This is a genomic window from Streptomyces sp. NPDC056734 (assembly GCF_042790455.1).
In the GTDB taxonomy this organism is placed as follows: Bacteria; Actinomycetota; Actinomycetes; order Streptomycetales; family Streptomycetaceae; genus Streptomyces.
Window position 1 is genome coordinate 272,358 of the sequence record NZ_JBHTZD010000003.1, and the last position, 18,532, is coordinate 290,889.

General features: G+C 73.1%; 17 protein-coding genes and 3 pseudogenes. 10 read left to right on the forward strand and 10 right to left on the reverse strand.

The genetic code is table 11. The features are described from left to right. The first annotated feature begins 439 nt into the window (after positions 1-439). On the forward strand, positions 440-1,231 hold the full coding sequence (locus tag ACFRFC_RS05415; protein ID WP_382683739.1) for an MBL fold metallo-hydrolase: 792 nt from the start codon (positions 440-442) through the stop codon (positions 1,229-1,231). A gap of 87 nt (positions 1,232-1,318) precedes the next feature. On the opposite strand, the gene ACFRFC_RS05420 is transcribed toward ACFRFC_RS05415, so the two are convergent. From ACFRFC_RS05420 to ACFRFC_RS05430, 3 genes are all read right to left on the reverse strand, one after another. Then, complete coding sequence (locus ACFRFC_RS05420) at positions 1,319-1,597, reverse strand: hypothetical protein (protein ID WP_382683127.1); 279 nt, start codon at positions 1,595-1,597, stop codon at positions 1,319-1,321. A gap of 50 nt (positions 1,598-1,647) precedes the next feature. Then, positions 1,648-2,163: a GbsR/MarR family transcriptional regulator gene (locus tag ACFRFC_RS05425; RefSeq protein WP_382683124.1), complete on the reverse strand. Its 516-nt coding sequence runs from the start codon at positions 2,161-2,163 to the stop codon at positions 1,648-1,650. A gap of 127 nt (positions 2,164-2,290) precedes the next feature. Continuing rightward, complete coding sequence (locus ACFRFC_RS05430; RefSeq protein WP_382683122.1) at positions 2,291-2,680, reverse strand: MarR family winged helix-turn-helix transcriptional regulator; 390 nt, start codon at positions 2,678-2,680, stop codon at positions 2,291-2,293. 263 nt (positions 2,681-2,943) lie between these two features. Here ACFRFC_RS05430 and ACFRFC_RS05435 point away from each other — a divergent pair, with 263 nt between their 5' ends. Together ACFRFC_RS05435 and ACFRFC_RS05440 are read left to right on the forward strand one after the other, a co-directional pair. Beyond that, positions 2,944-3,231, forward strand: a complete 288-nt coding sequence (locus tag ACFRFC_RS05435; protein WP_382683120.1) for an ArsR family transcriptional regulator — start codon at positions 2,944-2,946, stop codon at positions 3,229-3,231. 253 nt (positions 3,232-3,484) lie between these two features. Next, a complete protein-coding gene (locus ACFRFC_RS05440) occupies positions 3,485-4,321 on the forward strand; it encodes an undecaprenyl-diphosphate phosphatase (protein WP_382683118.1) in 837 nt (278 codons plus the stop codon). Between the two features lie 16 nt (positions 4,322-4,337). Here the strand turns inward: ACFRFC_RS05440 and ACFRFC_RS05445 are convergent, their stop codons facing one another. Further along, entirely contained in the window at positions 4,338-5,450 is a 1,113-nt protein-coding gene (locus ACFRFC_RS05445; protein ID WP_382683737.1) for a fatty acid desaturase family protein, read from the reverse strand. Between the two features lie 248 nt (positions 5,451-5,698). On the opposite strand from ACFRFC_RS05445, the gene ACFRFC_RS05450 reads away from it, so the two are divergent. From ACFRFC_RS05450 to ACFRFC_RS05465, 4 genes are all read left to right on the forward strand, one after another. Continuing rightward, positions 5,699-6,466 (forward strand): FadR/GntR family transcriptional regulator, encoded by a 768-nt coding sequence (locus ACFRFC_RS05450; protein ID WP_382683116.1) that lies wholly within the window; start codon positions 5,699-5,701, stop codon positions 6,464-6,466. Between the two features lie 224 nt (positions 6,467-6,690). Beyond that, entirely contained in the window at positions 6,691-7,710 is a 1,020-nt protein-coding gene (locus ACFRFC_RS05455) for an asparaginase (RefSeq protein WP_382683113.1), read from the forward strand. A gap of 276 nt (positions 7,711-7,986) precedes the next feature. Continuing rightward, a complete protein-coding gene (mptB, locus tag ACFRFC_RS05460; RefSeq protein ID WP_382683734.1) occupies positions 7,987-9,381 on the forward strand; it encodes a polyprenol phosphomannose-dependent alpha 1,6 mannosyltransferase MptB in 1,395 nt (464 codons plus the stop codon). Between the two features lie 50 nt (positions 9,382-9,431). Then, entirely contained in the window at positions 9,432-10,784 is a 1,353-nt protein-coding gene (locus ACFRFC_RS05465) for a glycosyltransferase 87 family protein (RefSeq protein ID WP_382683731.1), read from the forward strand. Positions 10,785-10,819: 35 nt separating this feature from the next. Here ACFRFC_RS05465 and ACFRFC_RS05470 read toward each other — a convergent pair. The 3 genes and pseudogenes from ACFRFC_RS05470 to ACFRFC_RS05480 all read right to left on the reverse strand — a co-directional run. After that, a pseudogene (locus tag ACFRFC_RS05470) lies at positions 10,820-11,722 on the reverse strand (D-alanyl-D-alanine carboxypeptidase family protein); the annotation flags it as partial. Between the two features lie 327 nt (positions 11,723-12,049). Continuing rightward, a pseudogene (rho, locus tag ACFRFC_RS05475) lies at positions 12,050-13,247 on the reverse strand (transcription termination factor Rho). Positions 13,248-13,553: 306 nt separating this feature from the next. Further along, positions 13,554-14,384, reverse strand: a complete 831-nt coding sequence (locus tag ACFRFC_RS05480) for a class I SAM-dependent methyltransferase (protein WP_382683110.1) — start codon at positions 14,382-14,384, stop codon at positions 13,554-13,556. 173 nt (positions 14,385-14,557) lie between these two features. Here ACFRFC_RS05480 and ACFRFC_RS05485 point away from each other — a divergent pair, with 173 nt between their 5' ends. The 3 genes from ACFRFC_RS05485 to ACFRFC_RS05495 all read left to right on the forward strand — a co-directional run bounded on the left by ACFRFC_RS05485 (position 14,558) and on the right by ACFRFC_RS05495 (position 16,376). Next, the gene (locus ACFRFC_RS05485; protein WP_382683106.1) at positions 14,558-15,130 is read left to right on the forward strand and encodes a PadR family transcriptional regulator; all 573 of its coding nucleotides are present in this window, start codon (positions 14,558-14,560) and stop codon (positions 15,128-15,130) included. A gap of 5 nt (positions 15,131-15,135) precedes the next feature. After that, positions 15,136-15,879 (forward strand): class I SAM-dependent methyltransferase, encoded by a 744-nt coding sequence (locus ACFRFC_RS05490; RefSeq protein ID WP_382683104.1) that lies wholly within the window; start codon positions 15,136-15,138, stop codon positions 15,877-15,879. 308 nt (positions 15,880-16,187) lie between these two features. Beyond that, a complete protein-coding gene (locus ACFRFC_RS05495; RefSeq protein WP_382683102.1) occupies positions 16,188-16,376 on the forward strand; it encodes a hypothetical protein in 189 nt (62 codons plus the stop codon). On the opposite strand, the gene ACFRFC_RS05500 is transcribed toward ACFRFC_RS05495, so the two are convergent. From ACFRFC_RS05500 to ACFRFC_RS05510, 3 genes and pseudogenes are all read right to left on the reverse strand, one after another. Then, entirely contained in the window at positions 16,346-17,083 is a 738-nt protein-coding gene (locus tag ACFRFC_RS05500) for a GntR family transcriptional regulator (RefSeq protein WP_382683099.1), read from the reverse strand. The genes ACFRFC_RS05495 and ACFRFC_RS05500 overlap by 31 nt on opposite strands. 139 nt (positions 17,084-17,222) lie before the next feature. Then, positions 17,223-17,408: pseudogene (locus ACFRFC_RS05505) on the reverse strand (EstA family serine hydrolase); the annotation flags it as partial. Between the two features lie 8 nt (positions 17,409-17,416). Continuing rightward, positions 17,417-18,385 (reverse strand): acetylxylan esterase, encoded by a 969-nt coding sequence (locus tag ACFRFC_RS05510; protein WP_382683096.1) that lies wholly within the window; start codon positions 18,383-18,385, stop codon positions 17,417-17,419. Positions 18,386-18,532 lie beyond the last annotated feature (147 nt).

Genomic DNA, 18,532 nt, shown 5'->3' on the forward strand with positions numbered 1-18,532 from the left:
GACCCGCCTCGTACACCGCGACCTCGAACCGCGCCTGGTGCGGCGCGACCCTCGAACTCCCCTGCTACGGCGCGAGCGCGGACGTCCGTCCCTGCGCCCCCGCCGCCGACGACCAGTACGGCGCGCGCGCCACATCGCCCTCCACTGCGCCCGTCCGCGCCCGCCTGCGCCTCCTGCGCCCGCCTGTACCCGTCCGTGCTCCCCTCTGCCGCGCGGGTGGTCTCACGCGGATGCCCCGGGCGGCGGGCCGTTACGCCGTCGGTGCGCCGCCGGTGTGCCGAGGACGGCCGGAAATCTGCCCCCGGGCGGGGTGGCCGGGCGGCCCGCCGTGGGAAGACCCCACCGGAAGGAGTTCGGCGGGGGAGCACGGCACAGAGCACGGCACAGGTCGGTGACAAGAGAACAGAGTGCGAGAGGGTCGGGGGTCGTCTTGAGGGTCGTGCTGCTGGGCACCGCCGCCACCGGCGGCTTCCCGCGGTGGAACTGCGCCTGCGCGCTCTGCACTGCCGCCCGCGACGGAAAGATCCCGGCCCGCACCCTGGAGTGCGCGGCCGTCACCGGCAACTCCCGCGACTGGTGGCTCCTGAACACCTCGCCGGACCTGCGCGCCCAGCTCGCCACCACGACCGCGCTGTGGCCCGGCCCCCGCCCGAGCCTGATGCGGGGCGTGCTGCTCACCGACGCGGAACCCGACCATCTGGCCGGGCTGGGCGTCCTGCGCGCGAGCCAGGGCCTCAAGGTGTACGCAGCCCCGCCCGTCCTCGCCGCCCTGACCCCGGCCCGCAAGGCCCTCGCCCGCTATGCGCACTGGGACTGGTACGACAGCACCCCCGAGGAGGGGTTCGTGCTGTCGGGCGGGCTGGTGGTCACCGCCCACCCCGTCACGGCGGCCCCGCCCGGCTATCTGCCGGCCCGCATGGGCGGCGACCCATGGGGGACGGCGTACCGGATCGAGGATCTGGCCACCGGGGGAGTACTGCTGTACGCGCCCCGGTTACGGGCCTGGAGCGCGGACCTGGACGAACTGGTCGCGTCGGCCGACGGTGTCGTGCTCGACGCCGCGCACGCTCCGGCCGGGCCGTGGGACCAGTCCGTGCGCCCTGGACCGCGCCGGATCCTGACCCGGCTGGAGGACCCCGACCCGCTGCTCGATCCCGCCTCGACGGCCCGTGCGCGGCTGGCCGAGGCGGGGGTCGAAGTCCTGCCGGACGGCACGGAGTTCACGCTGTGAGCCGGAGCCGGAGCCGGAGCCGGCGCCGGAGCCGGAGCCGGAGCCGGAGCCAGAACCAGAGCCGGACCTGGGGATGCCCGCGCCGCGTCACTCGCCGGACAGCTCCGCGAGCAGCTCGGCGGCGTCGGAGTTGCCCTGGTCCGCGAGCCTGCGCAGCTCGTCCGTGTCACCCAACTCCTGCGCGGTCTCCACGAGTTGGTCGATCGCCGTGCGGTTGCCCGTGTCGGCGATCCGGCGCAGCTCGGTCAGGTCGGCGTCCTCGGCGGCGTACTGGATCAGCTCGTCGAGCGCGTCGGGGTCGCCCTGGTCGGCCCGCTCGCGCAGGAGAGCCCGGTCCGGCGGGTCGAGGTGGTCGGTGTCGGTCATGGGGGTCTGCCTCTCGCGTGGATGGGGTGTGATCATGCCCGCCGGGGTGTTCATGCCGGTGGGCCCGGTGGCAGGGCCCCCGGGGGGAGCTTCCCGGCCGCCCGGAGCGCGTCGCGGTGCGCGTGCCACTCGTCCATCAGTCTCGGCAGCCGCTCGGACAGGAAATCGGCCAGCGCGATCATCTCCTCCAGCGGCGCCCGGCGCTCCGGCGGCGCGTCGGCCAGCAGCGCCAGGCCCTCCCGGAACAGCGCCGCGTGCTCCCCATGGAGCCCGGAGTCGAAGTTCTGCGGCTGCCGGCTCTCCGGATCCAGGCCCACCCGGTCCACCCGCTCACCGGCGGCCCGGGTGCGCCGGGCCATCCGATGACCCTCCAGCAGTTTCACGGCACCCGTGACGGCACTCCGGCTGGCCAGCAGCGCCTCGCTCAGCTCGTCGATGGTCTGCTGCGGCGGATCGCAGACGAAGAGATACCCGAGCAACCGCCCCGCCATCGGCGGAAAGCCGTACCGGCGTGCGTAGAAACGGCCGACATGGTCGGCGAAGAGTACGTGTGAGTCCTGCGGCACCCGCTCACCATAACACTGCTGACTGAGATGACACTTATAAGTGTCATCTCAGTCAGCAGTAGAAATCGATGATCAGTGCCCGGTCTTCGGCTACGGCGGGTCGGTTACGGCGGGTCGGTTACGGCGGTCAGCCGCCCAGCATCCGTTCCAGCGCCGCCCGTTGCAGCGGTCGTACCTCGGCGTGCAGGGCGCGTCCCTTGTCGGTCAGGGCGACCCGGACGCCGCGCCGGTCCTCGGCGCACATGGACCGGATCGCCAGGCCGTCCTTCTCCAGCCGGCCGATGAGGCGGGAGAGCGCGCTCTGGCTCAGATGGATCCGGCCCGCCAGGTTCTGCACCCGGCACGGGAGGTCGTCCCCGGGGACCTCGGCGGCCAGCATGTCCAGCACCTCGAAGTCGCTCGCGCCGAGTCCGTAGGGGTGCAGAACACGGTCGATCTCGCACATCGTGCGCGCGTGCACCGCGAGGATGTCCCGCCAGCGTGCTTCCAGCCCCGCGTCGAGTGTGTGCGTTCCCATACCGGCACGGTAACACCGAAACCGCCGGTCGTTGAGTGTGCAACTAGCGCTGCTCGTGCGTCTCGCCGGTCGCGTCGAGGGACAGGCCGGGCCCTCCGTGCCGTACGCCGACCTGCCGACTTCCGGGACTCCCCTCAACTCGCCGTGCCTGAGCCATCGAGCCGATTCGTACCGGTCAAGCGTCGGCGAGTACCGGACGTGATGGTCCGGCGCCCGCCACAGTGGGAAACACCGTATGAACGGCCCGGACCCTGGAGGACGTGATGCTCAGGACTCCTGGCGGCGATCTGCGCCTCGTCATTCTGGAGTGGCTGAAGGACCCGCCGGCCCACTTCCCGCCGCAGCGCCGACTCGATCTGTGTGAGGACGGAGTCCCGGCGGAGGCCGTCGCGGCCAAACTCGGAGTGGACCGGGCGGTCGCCGACACCCATCTGAGGCTGCTCGCCGACCTCGGGGTCCTGCGCAGCAAACGGGTACGGCGCCGCACCTGCTACCGGCGCGACGAGTTCCGGATCGCCGAGGTGGCGCGGTTCTTCGAGAAGGGGTGGTAGCGGGTAAGAGGTCGTTGTGAGCGTTCGGCCGGCGCCGGGCGATCGCCGGTGGGCGCCGGCCTGGGGCGGCAGGACGCCGTACAGGTGTGGCCCGCACCCGCCCGGCGTAGGCACCCGCACCCGCCCGGCGCAGGTAAGCCGGGATTCTCGCCCGCGTGTAGTAGGAGTGATCCACCGCGGCGCCCTGGGACGCCGTGGCATCCGCCGCGCCACCCCGCCGGGGCGCGCGCCCGCCTGAGCAGAACTGGATCACATGAGCGCCATCAGCATCGGTCAGGCCGTCGTCCTGGGAGCCGTCGAGGGGGTGACCGAGTTCCTGCCCGTCTCCTCGACCGGCCATCTGAAGATCGTCGAGGGGCTGATGGGCATCCCCGTGGACGACCACGCGGTCATCGGGTTCTCGGCCGTCATCCAGGTCGGCGCCATCGCCGCCGTCCTCGTCTACTTCCGCACGGACATCGCACGGATCCTGTCGGCGTGGACGCGCGGACTGCGCGACCCGGAGCAGCGCTACCGCCACGACTACAAGTTCGCCTGGTGGGTGATCTTCGCGACGATCCCGATCGTCGTGGTCGGCCTGGCGGCGAAGCCACTGATCCAGGGGCCGCTGGCCTCGCTGTGGGTGGTCGCGGGCTCGCTGCTCGCGGGCAGTGCGGTGATGTGGGCGGCGGACCGGCTGGGGCGGCACAAGCGCGGTGAGGACGACACCTCGTTCAAGGACGCCATGCTGGTCGGCGGCTCCCAGATCCTCGCACTGCTCTTCCCCGGCTTCTCCCGCTCCGGCGCCACCATGTCCACGGCGCTGCTGCTCGACCTGGACCGGGTGGCGGCCACCCGGCTGTCGTTCTTCCTCGGCATCCCCGCCCTGACCGGCGCCGGGATCTACGAGCTGAAGGACGCCCTGGGCACCGGCGCGGGCGCCGCCCCGCTGATCGCCGGGACGGCGGTGTCCTTCGTCGTGGCGTACGCGTCCATCGCCTGGCTGCTGAAGTATGTCGCCAAGCACACCTTCAACGCCTTCGTGATCTACCGGATCGCCGTCGGCCTGCTGCTCTTCGCCCTGCTCGGCACGGGGGTGCTGGAAAGCTGACCCCCCGCGCCCCGCGTCAGTGGCCGTCCCGCAGCGGCTGACCCACGCTCCGCAGATGCCGCAGCGCCTCCCCGTACGAGGCGAGCAGCCCGGTCTGGCAGTACGGGATGCCCAGTTCGGCGCAGTACCGCTCGGTGATGATCTGGGCCTCGCCCAGGGCCGGGGTCGGCATGCTGGGGAAGAGATGGTGCTCGATCTGGTAGTTGAGCCCGCCCATGAAGGCGTCGACCAGCACACCGCCCCGCACATTGCGGGAGGTCAGCACCTGGCGGCGCAGGAAGTCCAGCCGGGTGCCCTCCTCGATCATCGGCATGCCCTTGTGGTTGGGCGCGAACACCGAGCCGAGATAGACCCCGAACAGACCCTGGTGGACGGCGATGAAGGCGAGCGCCTGGAGCGGCGACAGCACCAGGAACAGACCGCCGAAATACAGCGCGAAATGCGCGACGAGCAGCGTTCCCTCCAACACCGGGCGTTTCATCGTCGGGCTGCGCAGCGCCCTGAAACTGCTGAAACTCAGATTGAGCCCTTCCAGCGTCAGCAAGGGGAGGAAAAGGGCCGCCTGGTGCTTTCCGATGAACCTGGGAATTCCCTGTGCCTTGCGCGCCTGCCGCTGCGACCAGACCAGAATCTCGGGGGAGACGTCCGGGTCCTTTCCCTCGTGATTGGGATTCGCGTGGTGCCGGGTGTGCTTGTTCATCCACCAGCCGTAGCTCATGCCCAGCAGCAGATTCGCCACCAGCAGCCCGCCGATCTCGCTGGACCGGCGGCGGGAGAAGACCTGGCGGTGGGCGAGGTCGTGCGCGGCCAGTCCGAGCTGCCCGAACACCCCGGCCATCACCACGGCGACGATCAGTTGGGCCCAGCTCGCACCCAGCGCGACAAACGCGGCGACCCCTCCGGCGAGGGCGAGCCCGACCAGCCCGAAACGGACCGTGTAGTACAGCGGGCGGCGGCGCAGCAGGCCCGCCGCGGATATCCGCCGGGACAGCTCGGCGAAATCACTGCCCGGCTGTCCGGAGCCGTCGCCCGGCGCGATTACCGGCGCGATTACCGGCGGGGTGTCTGTTTGCTGCGGGTCGCCCTCTTTTCGCCGTTCACGCGCGGATGAATTCTCCGTGAGCACCATGGGGTTGGCCATGCGCTCCAGTATGTGAACGCGATTCGCACAGCAGAATGGCGCCTGCCCCCGAAGGGGGGTGGTGGTAGCCCCCCTGCCGAATCGGAGGGTTGCCCGGTTTGCGGGGCAGGCCGCCCGACGGATTACGGGACCGGCCGCCCGGCGGATCGCCTGACGGGCCCGCCTCCCACCGATCCCGCGCCCGACGGCACCGCACCGCCTTGACAGTCCCGCGTCCGGACCGCACGATCGGGAGCGTGAACCTGTCAGACAGCCAGACAGGTGGAACGAGCCCGCGGCGCGTCAGCGCGCTGGAGGCGGTGCTCGGCCACCTCCGCGGCTCCATCGAACGCGGCGAGTACGCCATCGGGGACAAGCTCCCCTCCGAGGCGGAGCTGTGCCGGACCCTGGAGGTCTCCCGGCCGGTGCTGCGCGAGGCCCTGCGCGCCCTCCAGACCATGGGACTGACCGTGGCCAGAACCGGCAAGGGCACCTTCGTGATCGCCCAGCACGTTCAGGACCCCACCTTCGGCGACTACACGGCCGGCGATCTGCTGGAGGTGCGCCGGCACATCGAGATCCCGGTCGCCGGATACGCGGCGGTCCGCCGCACCCCGGCGAACCTCGACCGGCTGACCCGTCTCCTGGACCGTATGGAACGCGAGACGGACACCGCCGCCTGGGTCGCGATGGACACCCTGTTCCATCTCACCGTCGCCGAGGCCGCGCAGAACCCGGTCTTCCGCCGGGTGATCGAGGAGATCCGCGACGCCCTCGCCCGGCAGTCCGCGTTCCTCAACGAACTCGGCGGCCGGCGCGAGCACTCCGACCGTGAGCACCGGGCGATCGTGGCGGCCCTGACCGCCGGTTCCGCGCGGGACGCGAGCGACGCCATGGCCCATCACCTGGACCGGGTGGAGAGCAGCCTGACGGCGATCGTGGGGGCGGCCGGCATGGGCATGGGCATGGGCATGGGCCCGACCCCGGGAACGGGCGGGATCGGAATGCGGGCAGCGGGCGTATGAGCGAAGCACCCGACGATCCCGCGCCCACCCCTGCCGCCCCCGCCCCCGCGCCCGCGCCCGACCCCCGACCTGCGCGGGCGTCCCAGCCCCACCCCCATCCCGATCCCCCGCCACCCGCGAGTCGACTGCACGCAGAGACCTTTCCCCACACCGAACCCCCACCCCACGCCACTCCGGTCACCCCCTCCACCCCCTTCATCCCCCTCACCGAAACCCGGGCCCCGATGCACAGTTCCTCCCTCGCCGACGCACCTCTGATCCGCGAGCCCTTCCACGCCCCTGTCGCCCACGTCGTGCGGGGCGGGGTGGTGGAGGGCATTCACTACGGTTCCGTCGTCGTGCTCGGCGCGGACGGCCGGGTGGAGTTCCAGCTCGGGGACATCGAGGCGGCCTTCTATCCGCGCTCGGCGGTCAAGCCGGTGCAGGCCGTCGCCATGGTCCGCGCGGGACTGCCGCTGGAGGGCGAGTTGCTCTCGCTCGCGGCAGCCAGCCACTCCGGCCAGGAACGCCATCTGGCCGCCGCCCGGCGTGTCCTGGAACTGGCCGGGCTCTCCGACGCCGATCTGCGCAACGTCCCCGACCTGCCGCTCGACCAGGTCGTCCGGGACACCTGGGTGCGCGAGGGCCGGTCGCCCTCCCGCCTCGCCCAGAACTGCTCCGGCAAGCACGCGGCCATGCTGCACACCGCCCGGGTCAACGACTGGACCCTCGACGACTATCTCGACCCCGCCCACCCGCTCCAGCGGGCCATCGCCGCGACCGTCGAGGACCTCACCGGCCAGCGCGTCGCCCAGGTCACGGTCGACGGCTGCGGCGCCCCGCTGTTCGCGATCTCCCTGCACGGGCTGGCTCGCGCCACCGCCCGGATCGTGACCGCCGCGCCCGGTACTCCCGAGGCGCGGGTGGCCGACGCGCTGCGCGAGCACGCCGAGATGGCCTCCGGCTCCGGCCGGGACGTGGCCGCGCTGATGCGGGCCGTGCCCGGACTGCTCGCCAAGGACGGCTACGAGGGCGTCCAGGTGGCCGCCCTGCCCGACGGCCGGACCGTCGCCGTGAAGATCTCCGACGGCGCGAGCCGCGCCCGGGGCCCGGTCACCGCCGCCGCGCTGGCCCGCGCGGGCGTCGATCCGGCCCTGCTCACCGAGTTCGCGGCCACGCCCCTGCTAGGCGGCGGCCGACCGGTGGGCCAGATACGCCCGGTCCACGCCCTGGACCCCCTCACGACACCGGGAACTCCCGCCTGAGGACCCACCCCGCGAGCCTGAAGCCCCGCCCAAGGGCACCCACCCAAAGGCGCCATCCCGAAGGCGCCCCCGGGGGGCCCGCCAGGGCCCCTAAGGGGCGCGGGGAACTGCGCGACCAGCCCCCCACAACCCGCACCCGAAAACCACCCCTCACCCACCCGAACGCCCCCACCCCCCACCCGAGCGGCAGCGATCTGTCACCCCCCACCCCCCACCCGTCCCGACCGGCGTCGATTCCCGGCTACCCGCCGTTGACATCCTGCCCGGGTGCTGGCCCTGGTTCTTCCCGTCGATCTCCGCCGCTGCCAGGCTCTCGGCCTGGCCGGTACCGCCTTCCTCGCGGCGGGCGGTGAGACGGCCGGAGCCCTGCCCGTACGCGAACTGCTCGCCCCGTCCTCGGCGACCGCCGCCCTCGGCCTGGTGGGCGTGTACTTCGGCGTCGTCCTGCTGATCGCGGCCTGGGCGCTGCTCGGCCGCCTGGTGCGCGGCCCGCGCCCGCCCCGGCCCCGCGCGCTGCTGCTGGTGCTCGCCCTCTGGGCGGCCCCGCTGCTGCTGGCCCCGCCGCTGTTCAGCCGGGACGTCTACAGCTATCTCGCCCAGGGCGCCATGGTCGACGCCCAACTGGACGTCTACGCGCACGGCCCGAGCGTGCTCGGCGGCCCGCTGGCCGACGAGGTGTCCCCGGTGTGGCAGCACACGGCCGCCCCGTACGGCCCGGTCTTCCTCGCCGTCGCCTCCGCCCTCTCCGGCCTCACCCGCGGCGAACTGCCCGCCGGGCTCATGGGCATGCGGCTGCTGGCGCTCACCGGCGTGGCCCTGATGGCCGTGGCCCTGCCCCGCCTCGCCCGGCACAGCGGCGCCGACCCGTCCGCCGCGCTGTGGCTCGGCGCGCTCAACCCGCTGGTCCTGCTGCACCTGGTGGCGGGCGCGCACAACGACGCGTTGATGCTCGGCCTGATGGGCCTCGGCCTGGTCGCCGCGCTGGGCCGCCGGCCGGTCCTGGGCGCCGTCCTGGTCACGCTGGCCGCGCTGGTGAAGGCACCGGCCGCGCTCGCGCTCGCCGCGGTCGTCGTCCTCCAGATCCGCGCGGGCCGCGGCCCGGCCCGCGCGCTGCTCACCACCGCCACCGCCGCCGCGGCCACCACGGTCGCCGCGACCGCCGTGGCAGGTACCGGCTACGGCTGGATAGGCGCCCTCAACACCCCTGTCTCCTCGCAGAACTGGGCCCTGACCAGCCTCCTCGGCCGCGCCACCGAAGCCTTCCTGGAGCGCGTCGGCAGCGATCTGGCCCCCCTCGCCGTCCCGGCCTGGCACGCGCTCGGCCTCGCCCTGACCGCCGTGGCCCTGCTCCTGATCTGGGTACGGCTGCGGCCCCGCCCGGTGTACGCGCTCGGCCTGAGCCTGGCCGCCGTCGCCGCGTTCGGCCCCGCGATCCGCCCCTGGTACGCGCTGTGGGGCCTGTTCCTGATCGCCGCCGCCGCGCCCAGCACCTCGGTACGTCACCGGGTGGCCGCCGTCACCGCCGTACTGGCGCTGTCCGTACTGCCCAGCGGCGGGCCGGCCGATCTCGGCCAGCTGGTCCTCGCGGTGTCCGGCGGGGTGCTCGCCGTGGTGGTGCTGTGGCAGGCCCACCAGTCCGCGCAGACCACGGTCGTGGGACGGACCGCGTGAGCGCCCAGGGCGGTGCCACGGGATCCAAAGGGCCATGGCCAGGGCCACGGCTGCGCGCGCCCCGCACCGACCGCGGCCGCCTGGCCCTCGTCCTCGTGCTGATCGCCGCCGTGACCGTCTTCACGGCGACCGTGCCGCTGCTGCGCGACTGGTTCGACCTGCGCGTCTACCACGGCACCGTGCACAGCTGGCTGCACGACGGCGGCCCCCTCTACGCCTACCGGGTGCCGGGGACGGCGTACGGCTTCACCTATCCGCCGTTCGCGGCGGTCGTCATGGCGCCGATGGGGCTGTTCGGCCTGCGCACCGCCATCGCGCTGGCCCTCCTCCTGAACCTGGCCGCCCTCCTGGCGGTGCTGCGGCTGCTCACCGGCCGGGCCTGGCGCCGCTACGGCTGGTACGGCTGCGCGCTGGCCGCCTGTGTCCTCGCCCTGTACGAACCGCTGCGCGACACGTTCAGCTTCGGCCAGGTCAATGTGATCCTGCTGGCGCTGGTGCTGGCCGACATGTGGCTGCTGGCGAACGGCCGGAGCCGCTGGGCGGGCATCGGCATCGGGCTGGCCGCCGCGATCAAGCTGACGCCCGCGGTCTTCATCGGGCTGCTGCTGATCGCCGGGCGCCGCCGGGCCGCCGTCGTCGCCACCCTGGTGGCCGCCGCGGCGACCGGGCTGGCGGCGCTGATCGTGCCCGGCGCCTCCCGCTACTACTGGACCGAGGCGATGTGGGACACCACCCGCGTCGGACGCCTCGACTATGTGTCCAACCAGTCCCTCCAGGGCGTCCTCGCCCGGCTCGGCGAGACCGGCCGCCCGGCCTGGGCGATCGCGGTCGCGGCGGTCCTCGGCGTGTGGGCGTGGCGCTCCCGGCGGGCGGTGGCGGCCGGTGACTGGCGGGCCGCGTTCGCGCTGACCGGGCTGACGGCCTGTCTGATCAGCCCGATCACCTGGGTGCACCATCTGGTGTGGCTGCTCCCGTCCTTCGCGGTCCTGGTCCGCGCCGGGCACTGGAGAACCGCGGGCACCCTGTACGCCGTGCTGTGCACCAGCGTCGTCTGGCTGTGGTTCGACGACGCCTCCGGCGTCGACGGCTTCCTCGGCGGCAACCTCTACACCTGGATCACACTCGGCCTGCTGCTGTGGCTGCCGACCGGTCAGTCCGCCCGGATGCCCAGCCTCCGCAGCACCAGCACCACTGTGCCCGCGCCGAGACAGGCCGCGAGCCCGATGGCCAGGGCCCCCGGCCAGCCCGGCCCGGTCTCCGGGGCGCGGGTCATGGCCACGGGGACCGACGCCGGGTCGGAGGCGGACCGCGACCCGGCCCGCAGCGCGTCCAGCGAACCGACCGGGTCCACCCGCCCGGCCGCGTCGAAGCCCCAGTCCAGCAGCGACCGCGCCTCCTCGTAGACCGCCGAGGGATCGCCGTCCTGAGGGTTCATCACCGTGACGACCAGCGTGCGCGAGCCCCGGTGGGCGGCGGTGACCAGGGTGTATCCGGCGTTGCTGGTGTAGCCGTTCTTGATGCCCAGCAGCCCCGGGTAGTCCGCCACCCCGTCGTCGCCGGTGAGCAGCCGGTTGGTGTTGCGGATCGGGAACGTCCAGCCGCCGCCCCCGGGGAAGTCCGCCTCGACGGTCCGGCAGTACCCGGCGAAGTCCGCGTTGCGCAGCCCCGCCCGCCCGAACACGGCCAGGTCGTACGCCGAGGACACCTGGCCCTCCGCGTCGTACCCGTCGGGCGACTCCACCTGGGTGTCCCGGGCACCCAGCGTCCGCGCCTTGGCCTGCATCTGCCGCGCGGTCGCCGACCAGCCGCCATTGAGCCCGGCCAGCACCCGCACGGCGTCGTTGCCGGAGCTGAGGAACACCCCGCGCCACAGGTCCGCCAGCCGGTAGGAGATGCCCTCGCGGACCCCGACCAGGCTGCTGCCCGGCCCCACGTCCAGGAGTTCCTCGTCGCCCACCTCGTGCTCGATGCCGCTGGGCAGCACCGGCAGCACGGTGAGCGCGAACAGGGTCTTCAGGGTGCTGGCGGGCGGCAGCTTGCGGTGTGCCTCGTGCGCGGCGAGCACCTCGCCGGTGCGGGCGTCGGCCACCAGCCATGACAGTGCGGAGAGGTCCGGGACGCGGGGAGCGCCGGTCCGCGCGCGGACCTGTGTGCCGGACCGGTACAGCAGTGACGGATGCGGGGCCGTGGCGCTGTGCCCGGGGCCGAGGGGATCAGCGCCGGGCCGCGCGGCATCCGCGCCGGACGGTACGGCGAGCGCGGCGGGGGCGAGAGCGAGGACGCCCGCGACGCAGAGCGCGCAGGACACCGAAGCCGTCCGGGAGGAGAATCCGATCGTCATACGATCAACGTAGGAAGCTGTGGGCCGAGCACCGCGCTGCAAGGTCCGAACGGGCCACGCGAGCACCCGGATGCCGCACGCCCCCGGCGTGTCGGAGTGACGGGGGATCAAGCCGGGGGTCAGGTGAAGGGATCCGGCTCGGAGGTTCGGCTCAGGGATCCGGCTGAGGGATCCGGCTGAGGGATCGAGCCGATGGACCCCGTGGGCGAACGGGCGACCGGACGACCGGGCGACCGGAGGTCCCTCGCCACACTCCCGGCTCGCTCCCAGCCCGCTCCCAGCCCGCTCCCGGCTCACCCCGACCGCGCCCGACCGCGCCCGCCCGGCTCACCCCGCCGGCAGCGTCGGCTGGATCCGTCGCAGGAAGGTCGCGTTGTCCGGCGTTTCGCGCATCCGCTCCAAAAGGGTTTCCAGGCTGGCCTCGCCGTCCCGGTTCTGGAGCACCCGGCGCAGCCCGCGCGTGGCGTTCAACTCGCCGGGGGACAGGAGCAGTTCCTCGCGGCGGGTGCCGGAGCGGTTGATGTCGACGGCCGGGAACACCCGGCGGGCGGCCGGCTCGCGGTGCAGCCGCAGTTCCATGTTGCCGGTGCTCTTCAGCTCCTCGAAGAAGAAGTCGTCCGCGCGGGAGCCGGTTTCGACGAGCGCGCTGGCCACGATGGTGAGCGAGCCGCCCTCCTCGGCCAGCCGCGCGGCGCCGAACAGCCGCTTCGGGCCGTGCAGCGCGGCGGCGTCGACCCCGCCGCTGAGGGTGCGGCCACTGGAGGTGCCCGCGTTGTTGTGGGCCCGGCACAGCCGGGTCAGTGAGTCGAGCAGGATCACGACGTCCTCGCCCGCCTCGACCAGCCGCTTGGCCCGTTCGACGACGAGGTCGGCGAGCGCGATGTGCTGCCGCGGCGCCCGGTCGAAGGTGGAGGCGTACACCGCGCCGCGCACCGAGCGCCGCATGTCGGTGACTTCCTCGGGGCGCTCGTCGAGCAGCAGCACCATCAGGTGGCACTCGGGGTGGTTGGCGGCGACGGCCGCGGCGAGCTGCTGGAGGAGCACGGTCTTGCCGGTCTTGGGCGGGGCCACGATCAGCCCGCGCTGGCCCTTGCCGATCGGCGAGATCAGATCGGTGACCCGTCCGGTGAGCCCGGCCGCCGGGTGCTCCAGGCGCAGCCGGGTACGCGGGTGCAGCGGGGTCAGATCGCGGAAGTGACGGCGTTCGCGCAGTTCGTCGGGGGTGTGACCGTTGATGAGCGCGACCTCGGTGAGTCCGCCGCGCTCACCGCGCAGGCCCTCCACGAAGTCGCCCTTGCGCAGTTGGTGACGGCGGATCAGGGCGGGGGAGACGGCGGGGTCGGCGGGTTCGGGCAGCAGTTCCTGGCCCCGCAGGTGCCCCTTCCCGTTGCCGTCGATGTCCAGGACGCCGACGGCGATCCGGTGGGCGGCCTGCTGCCGTACCGGAGGCTGCTGCACCGGGGGGTGTTCGAGTGTGGTGGTGGTCATATGGATCGGTCCTTTCGAGGACACGGGCATGAGACATGCGAAGGGGAGGGAGAGTGCCGCGAAGGGAGGCGACCGGGCGCTCGACAGCGCGCCACGCCTGCGGGCGGCGGGGAACAGCACACCCCGGACCTGAGAGGTGAGGTGGAACTGGAGAGCCGTGAGACCGGAACCGGGAATACGGCCGACTCAGCGGCGAAGAGAAGGAATCAGACGGAACGGGCACCGGCGTCCACGACGGGACGAACACAAGTGCTGTTCGCACTGTACCACGGGCCATCAGCGGCCCCCGGAGAACGTCAGCGGGCCATGGCCACCCCGCAGGGGATAGGCACCGCAGGGACCGTCAGCGGCCCACCAGCAACCCGTACAGCAGCGGGACACGCGGCTCGGGAAGGCGCCACCACCCGGAGGCGGTGCGCTCCATCCGTGCCCAGCGCGGCCAGGGCAGCTCCTCGCTCTCCCGCAGCCGCCGGACACTCAGTCCCGCTGTCGTCAACGCGGTGATGACCTCGCCTATTCCGTGCATCCACTCGAAACTCTCGGTGGCGCCCTCGACGGCGGGCCCGTCGGTGTAGGTGAAGGTCGAGTCCCGCCGCACCGGCCCGCTCCCGGCGAGGTAGTCGCGGCGCAGCAGCAGCTCCGGCCCCTCGCCCGGACCGGGCGTCGTCCCGAGGGCGTTGAGCAGCGGGTGGAACTCGGCCACGTACAACACCCCGCCCGGCCGCAGCAGTTCCCCGATCACCGCGGCCCAGCGCGTCAGATCCGGCAGATAGCACAGCGCGCCCTTGCCGGTGTACACCACATCGAACCGCCGCCCGCCGAGCGCCGTCACGGCGTCGTACACATTGGCCTGTACGTACGTGACCTCCACCCCGGCCCGTGCCGCGATCCCGCGTGCGGCGGTCACTGAAGCGGCGGAGAAGTCCAGCCCGGTCACGCTCGCGGCCCCGCGCCGGGCGAAGGCGATTGTCTCGGTGCCCAGATGGCACTGGAGATGCAGCACGTCCCGCCCGGCCGGGTCCCCGAGGTCCTCCCACTCGAACGGGGCGAACCAGCGCGCCGGATCGCCGCCCTCGTCCACCCCGTAGAACCGGCTGGTCAGATGTACGGGTGTGCGCGCGTCCCAGTTGGCCCGGTTGACCCGCATCAGGCGGTCGTCCTCGTCGCTGGTCATGCCGCCATCCAACCGTCCCGGGACGGGCGGCGGGGGGCCACGCCGGAATCCGGGGGCGAGATCAAGCCGCCGAGGCGCCAGGGCGCCGAGGCGGCGTAGGCGGCGTCCGCGCGTAGTAAATTTATTGATCAGGTGCGGATATGAATAATCACTCCCTGCTAGCGTGTGTTCGCATGTCTGTGAAGTACGCCGTCCTGGCGGCCCTCCTGGAGGGCGAGGCGTCCGGCTATCAGCTCTCCAAGATCTTCGACGTCTCGTCCGCCACCTTCTGGCCCGCGACCCCGCAGCAGCTCTACCGGGAGCTGGAGCGGCTGGCCGGGGACGGCCTGATCCGGGCCCGGGTGGTGCGCCAGGAGCGGCGCCCGGACAAACGGATGTTCACCCTCACCGAGGCCGGGCGCGAGGAACTGCGGGCCTTCGCCGTCGCGCCCACCCGGCGCCCCACCGCCCTGCGCGACGAACTCATGATCAAGATCCAGGCCATGGACGCCGCCGACCCCGCCGCCACCCGCGAGCTGATCGAGGAGCGCAGGACGTGGGCGCGCGGCAGACTGGACCGCTTCGAACGGGTCCGCGAACGGCTGCTCGGCGGCCGTGACGAGGACGACTACCTGCGTACGGCCGACCGGATCGGGCCGTACCTCACGCTGATGGGCGGCATCGCCTTCGAGCGGGAGAAGCTGAGCTGGTGCGACCGCGCCCTCGCCGTCCTCGACCGGCGCGCCCCGCGCCTCTCCCCGAGGTGACCGGGATGTTCCGCCCCGAGGGCCCCACCGCCCGTGAACTCGCCGTCCAGGCGCTGTCCTCCGTCGAGCACGGCTACGACCTGCTCGCCCCGAAGTTCGACCACACGCCGTTCCGCACCCCCGAGCCGGTCCTCGACGCCGTGGCCGCCGCGCTGGCCCGGACCGGGGCCGCTCGCGGCGGGTACGCCGACGGGCTCGACCTGTGCTGCGGGACGGGCGCCGGGGTCGAGGTGCTGGCCCGGGTGTGCGGGCGCAGTGTGACCGGCGTGGACTTCAGCGCCGGGATGCTCGACGTGGCGAGAACCCGCGCCTGGCCCACCGCCCCGCGCGTGTCCTGGGTGCGGGCCGACGCCCGCGCGCTGCCCTTCGCGCCCGCCTTCGATCTCGTCGTCAGTCTCGGCGCTTTCGGCCATTTCCTGCCGCGTGAACTGCCCGGACTGTTCAGCCAGGTCCGCTCGGTGCTCCGGCCCGGGGGCTGTTTCGCCTTCCCGCTGATCGCGCCGCCGCGCCCGGCGTCCGCCGGGTACTGGAAGCTGGCCGGCTTCGACGCCGTGATGCGGGTGCGCAATGCGCTGTGGCGGCCTCCGTTCGTCATGTACTACCGGGCCTTCCGGCTGGCCGACGTGCGCCGGGAACTGACCCGGGCCGGGTTCGGGGTGGAACTGACGCCGCTGCCCGAGTTCGGCCGGCGCGCGGACGGCAGCCCACGGGTGCGGATGGTGGTGGCGCGCGCCCGGTCCGCACCCTGACCACACACTTCCTCGCGCCCGCCGACGTCGGCCCGCCGCACTTCTCCGACACCGCCCCCGCGGCCGGGCGCCGCACCGTCGCCGGTCGGTTCACCGGGCACCAGGGCGGGGCGCCGGTGGTGCCCGGCAGCTGGAGATCCGGCCCACCACCGCCGACCGGCCGCTGGGCGGCGGGGAGCGGGCGGAACTGACCGACCGGGTGCGGTTCCCCGACGGACGCTGGAAGCGGCGGCCGTCGCCACCCTGACCGATGTCCCGCCGCCCGCCCGCCGCACCCCCCCCGCCCCGTCCCCACCGCCGAACCGACCGTGCCGTTCACCGACGCCCTGACCACGGGCGCGGACGGTGGACCGGCGCTGGTGCGGATCCGTACCGAGCGCGCCGACGGCGCCGTCCGGGCCGCCGACGGACGGCTGCTCGCGCTGGGCCGGCAGGCCCGGGCGATGCGGGCCGCCCGGCCCGCGGCTCAGCCCGCCGCGGGCACCGTGAACTCGTAGACCAGCGCGTCCTGCCGGGCGTCCACCAGCAGATCCGTGATCTCCAGCGGCCGGGCGTGCTGATCGTGGACCAGCCGGGTCACCCGCATCGACGGGACGTCGTCGAGCGGGGTGATCGCGTCCCGGTGGTGCAGCGCCAGACCGGCCTGCCGCATCCAGTCGTAGACCCGGCGCAGCTGCGCCGAGTCGCTCGCCAGGGTCCGATCGCGGTAGCGCGCCAGCTCCGCCACCTCCGACAGCGCCACCGCCGAGAACGAGGTGATCGCCGTGCGCCGGCCGCGTTCGTCGGCGCCCGCGGACTCGTAGCGGTGGACCAGGGTCGGCCGGTGCGGGTCAAGACCCAGCGCCCTCGCGTGTTCCGGCGAGGGCGGCTCCCAGGTCACCGTGGCCCGGTCGGAGCCGCCCGGGGCCAGGATGCCCACCGGGAAGGCGAGCGCGGCCGGGTGCTCGACCGGCGTCCCGGGCAGCGTGGCATGGCTGCCCCGCCGGTCCGTGGCGACCAGGCCCTCGCGGCGCAGCACCTCCAGAGCCTGGCGGACGGTCTCCCGGCTCACGCCGAAATGTTCGGATAATTGCCGTTCCCCCGGCAGCCGTTCGCCCGGGGGAATCGTTCCGTCGCGCAGTTCCCCGAGCAGCGCCGCCGCTATTTTCCGGTACAGGGGCCGGGCCTCGCCCCGAGAGTGGTCGTGCGGGGTGGTGCAGGCCATGCCGTGCCCTCCTGGTGGTGACTTGCCGTAGCCGTGCGGGCTCATTGCGCCACCAGATCTAGCACCGGCCCGAATCACCGAGGAAGAGTGGTTGGGAGGTTCGGCCGAAACCGGACGGTCCGCCCACGGCCATGAATTGTTACGACGCCCTGTACAGGGCGTTGACCAGCGACAACTTTCGTGGATCACCGGCGACGCGGGGGCCCATCCGGTTCATGACATAGCTCACCGAGACCCCCGCCCCCGGATCGGCCGGACCGAACGACCCCCCGAAGCCATCATGGCCGAAAGCCTGCGGATCGGGTCCGTACGAGCCGCACGGCCCGCCGGGCGTCAGGCGTACGACCGTAGCCAGCGCATCGTGACCGCGTCCTGGTACGGGCCGCCGCCCTCGTGGTCGTTGAAGTCGTACACCTCGATGGTCTTGTCGTCGTGCGCCCACGCGTTGAACGCCGCGAAGACGGTCGACGGCGGGCAGGTCTGGTCCTCCAGGGCCGCCGAGAAGAGTGCGGGGGACCGGCCCCGGGCGGCGAAGTGCACCCCGTCGAAGTACGAGAGGGTGCGCAGCACGTCCTCGGTGCGGCCCCGGTGCGTCTTGAGCCACAGCGCGATCTCGCGGTACGGATGCCGGTCCGTGAGGGTCGTCGCCCGTGGGAAGTCGCACAGGAACGGCACGTTCGGCGCGATCGCCACCAGGTCCGGGACCAGCGCGCCCACCGCCACCGTGATGCCGCCGCCCTGGCTGGTACCCAGCGCCACCGTCCGGGAGGCGTCGGCCAGCGGATGCGCGCGGGCCGCCTCCACCGCCCGTACGGCGTCGGTGAGGACCCGGCGGTAGTAGTAGTTCTCCGGCGCGTCGATGCCCCGGGTCATGAAACCGGGGAAGGCGGGACCGCCCGCCACCGGGTCCGGGGTGGCCCCGCCCCCGCCCCAGGCGCTGCCCTGGCCCCGGGTGTCCATCACGAAGTGCGCGCGGCCCGTCGACGCCCACAGCAGATGCTCGTGCGCCAGCCCGCGCCCGCCGCCGTACCCGACGAACTCCACGACCAGCGGCACCGGCCCGGCGGCCGTCGCGGGCACGGTCAGCCAGCCCTTCACCGGGTGCCCCCCGAACCCGGCGAAGGTCACGTCGTACACCTCGACGGTGACCAGCCCGCTGTCCACCGGCTCGAACCGCACGTCCAGATCATGCTCCCGCGCCTCCTGGAGCGTCTTGGCCCAGAAGACATCGAAGTCCACGGGCGCGACGGAGCCACTGCGATAGTCACGCAATTCGTCCAGGGGCAGATCGAACAGGGCCATACGGGTCACCTTCACAAGACGGTACGAGGATGATCACACCGTAGACACTGGCCGGGCCGGCACACCAGGCCGTGGGGCCGTCCGGGGTGGTGGGGATCGCCGTCGCGCAGGCCGCGAGGGGGTGGTGCCGTCCCGGTGCGGCGGGCG

Coding starts and splice junctions, on each gene's coding strand:
- ACFRFC_RS05420 (WP_382683127.1), bottom strand. CDS start 1,597: ATGACCGACACCGACCACCTCGACCCGCCGGACCGGGCTCTCCTGCGC.
- ACFRFC_RS05430 (WP_382683122.1), bottom strand. CDS start 2,680: ATGGGAACGCACACACTCGACGCGGGGCTGGAAGCACGCTGGCGGGAC.
- ACFRFC_RS05435 (WP_382683120.1), top strand. CDS start 2,944: ATGCTCAGGACTCCTGGCGGCGATCTGCGCCTCGTCATTCTGGAGTGG.
- ACFRFC_RS05440 (WP_382683118.1), top strand. CDS start 3,485: ATGAGCGCCATCAGCATCGGTCAGGCCGTCGTCCTGGGAGCCGTCGAG.
- ACFRFC_RS05445 (WP_382683737.1), bottom strand. CDS start 5,450: ATGGTGCTCACGGAGAATTCATCCGCGCGTGAACGGCGAAAAGAGGGC.
- ACFRFC_RS05455 (WP_382683113.1), top strand. CDS start 6,691: ATGCACAGTTCCTCCCTCGCCGACGCACCTCTGATCCGCGAGCCCTTC.
- ACFRFC_RS05480 (WP_382683110.1), bottom strand. CDS start 14,384: ATGACCAGCGACGAGGACGACCGCCTGATGCGGGTCAACCGGGCCAAC.
- ACFRFC_RS05485 (WP_382683106.1), top strand. CDS start 14,558: ATGTCTGTGAAGTACGCCGTCCTGGCGGCCCTCCTGGAGGGCGAGGCG.
- ACFRFC_RS05490 (WP_382683104.1), top strand. CDS start 15,136: ATGTTCCGCCCCGAGGGCCCCACCGCCCGTGAACTCGCCGTCCAGGCG.
- ACFRFC_RS05500 (WP_382683099.1), bottom strand. CDS start 17,083: ATGGCCTGCACCACCCCGCACGACCACTCTCGGGGCGAGGCCCGGCCC.
- ACFRFC_RS05510 (WP_382683096.1), bottom strand. CDS start 18,385: ATGGCCCTGTTCGATCTGCCCCTGGACGAATTGCGTGACTATCGCAGT.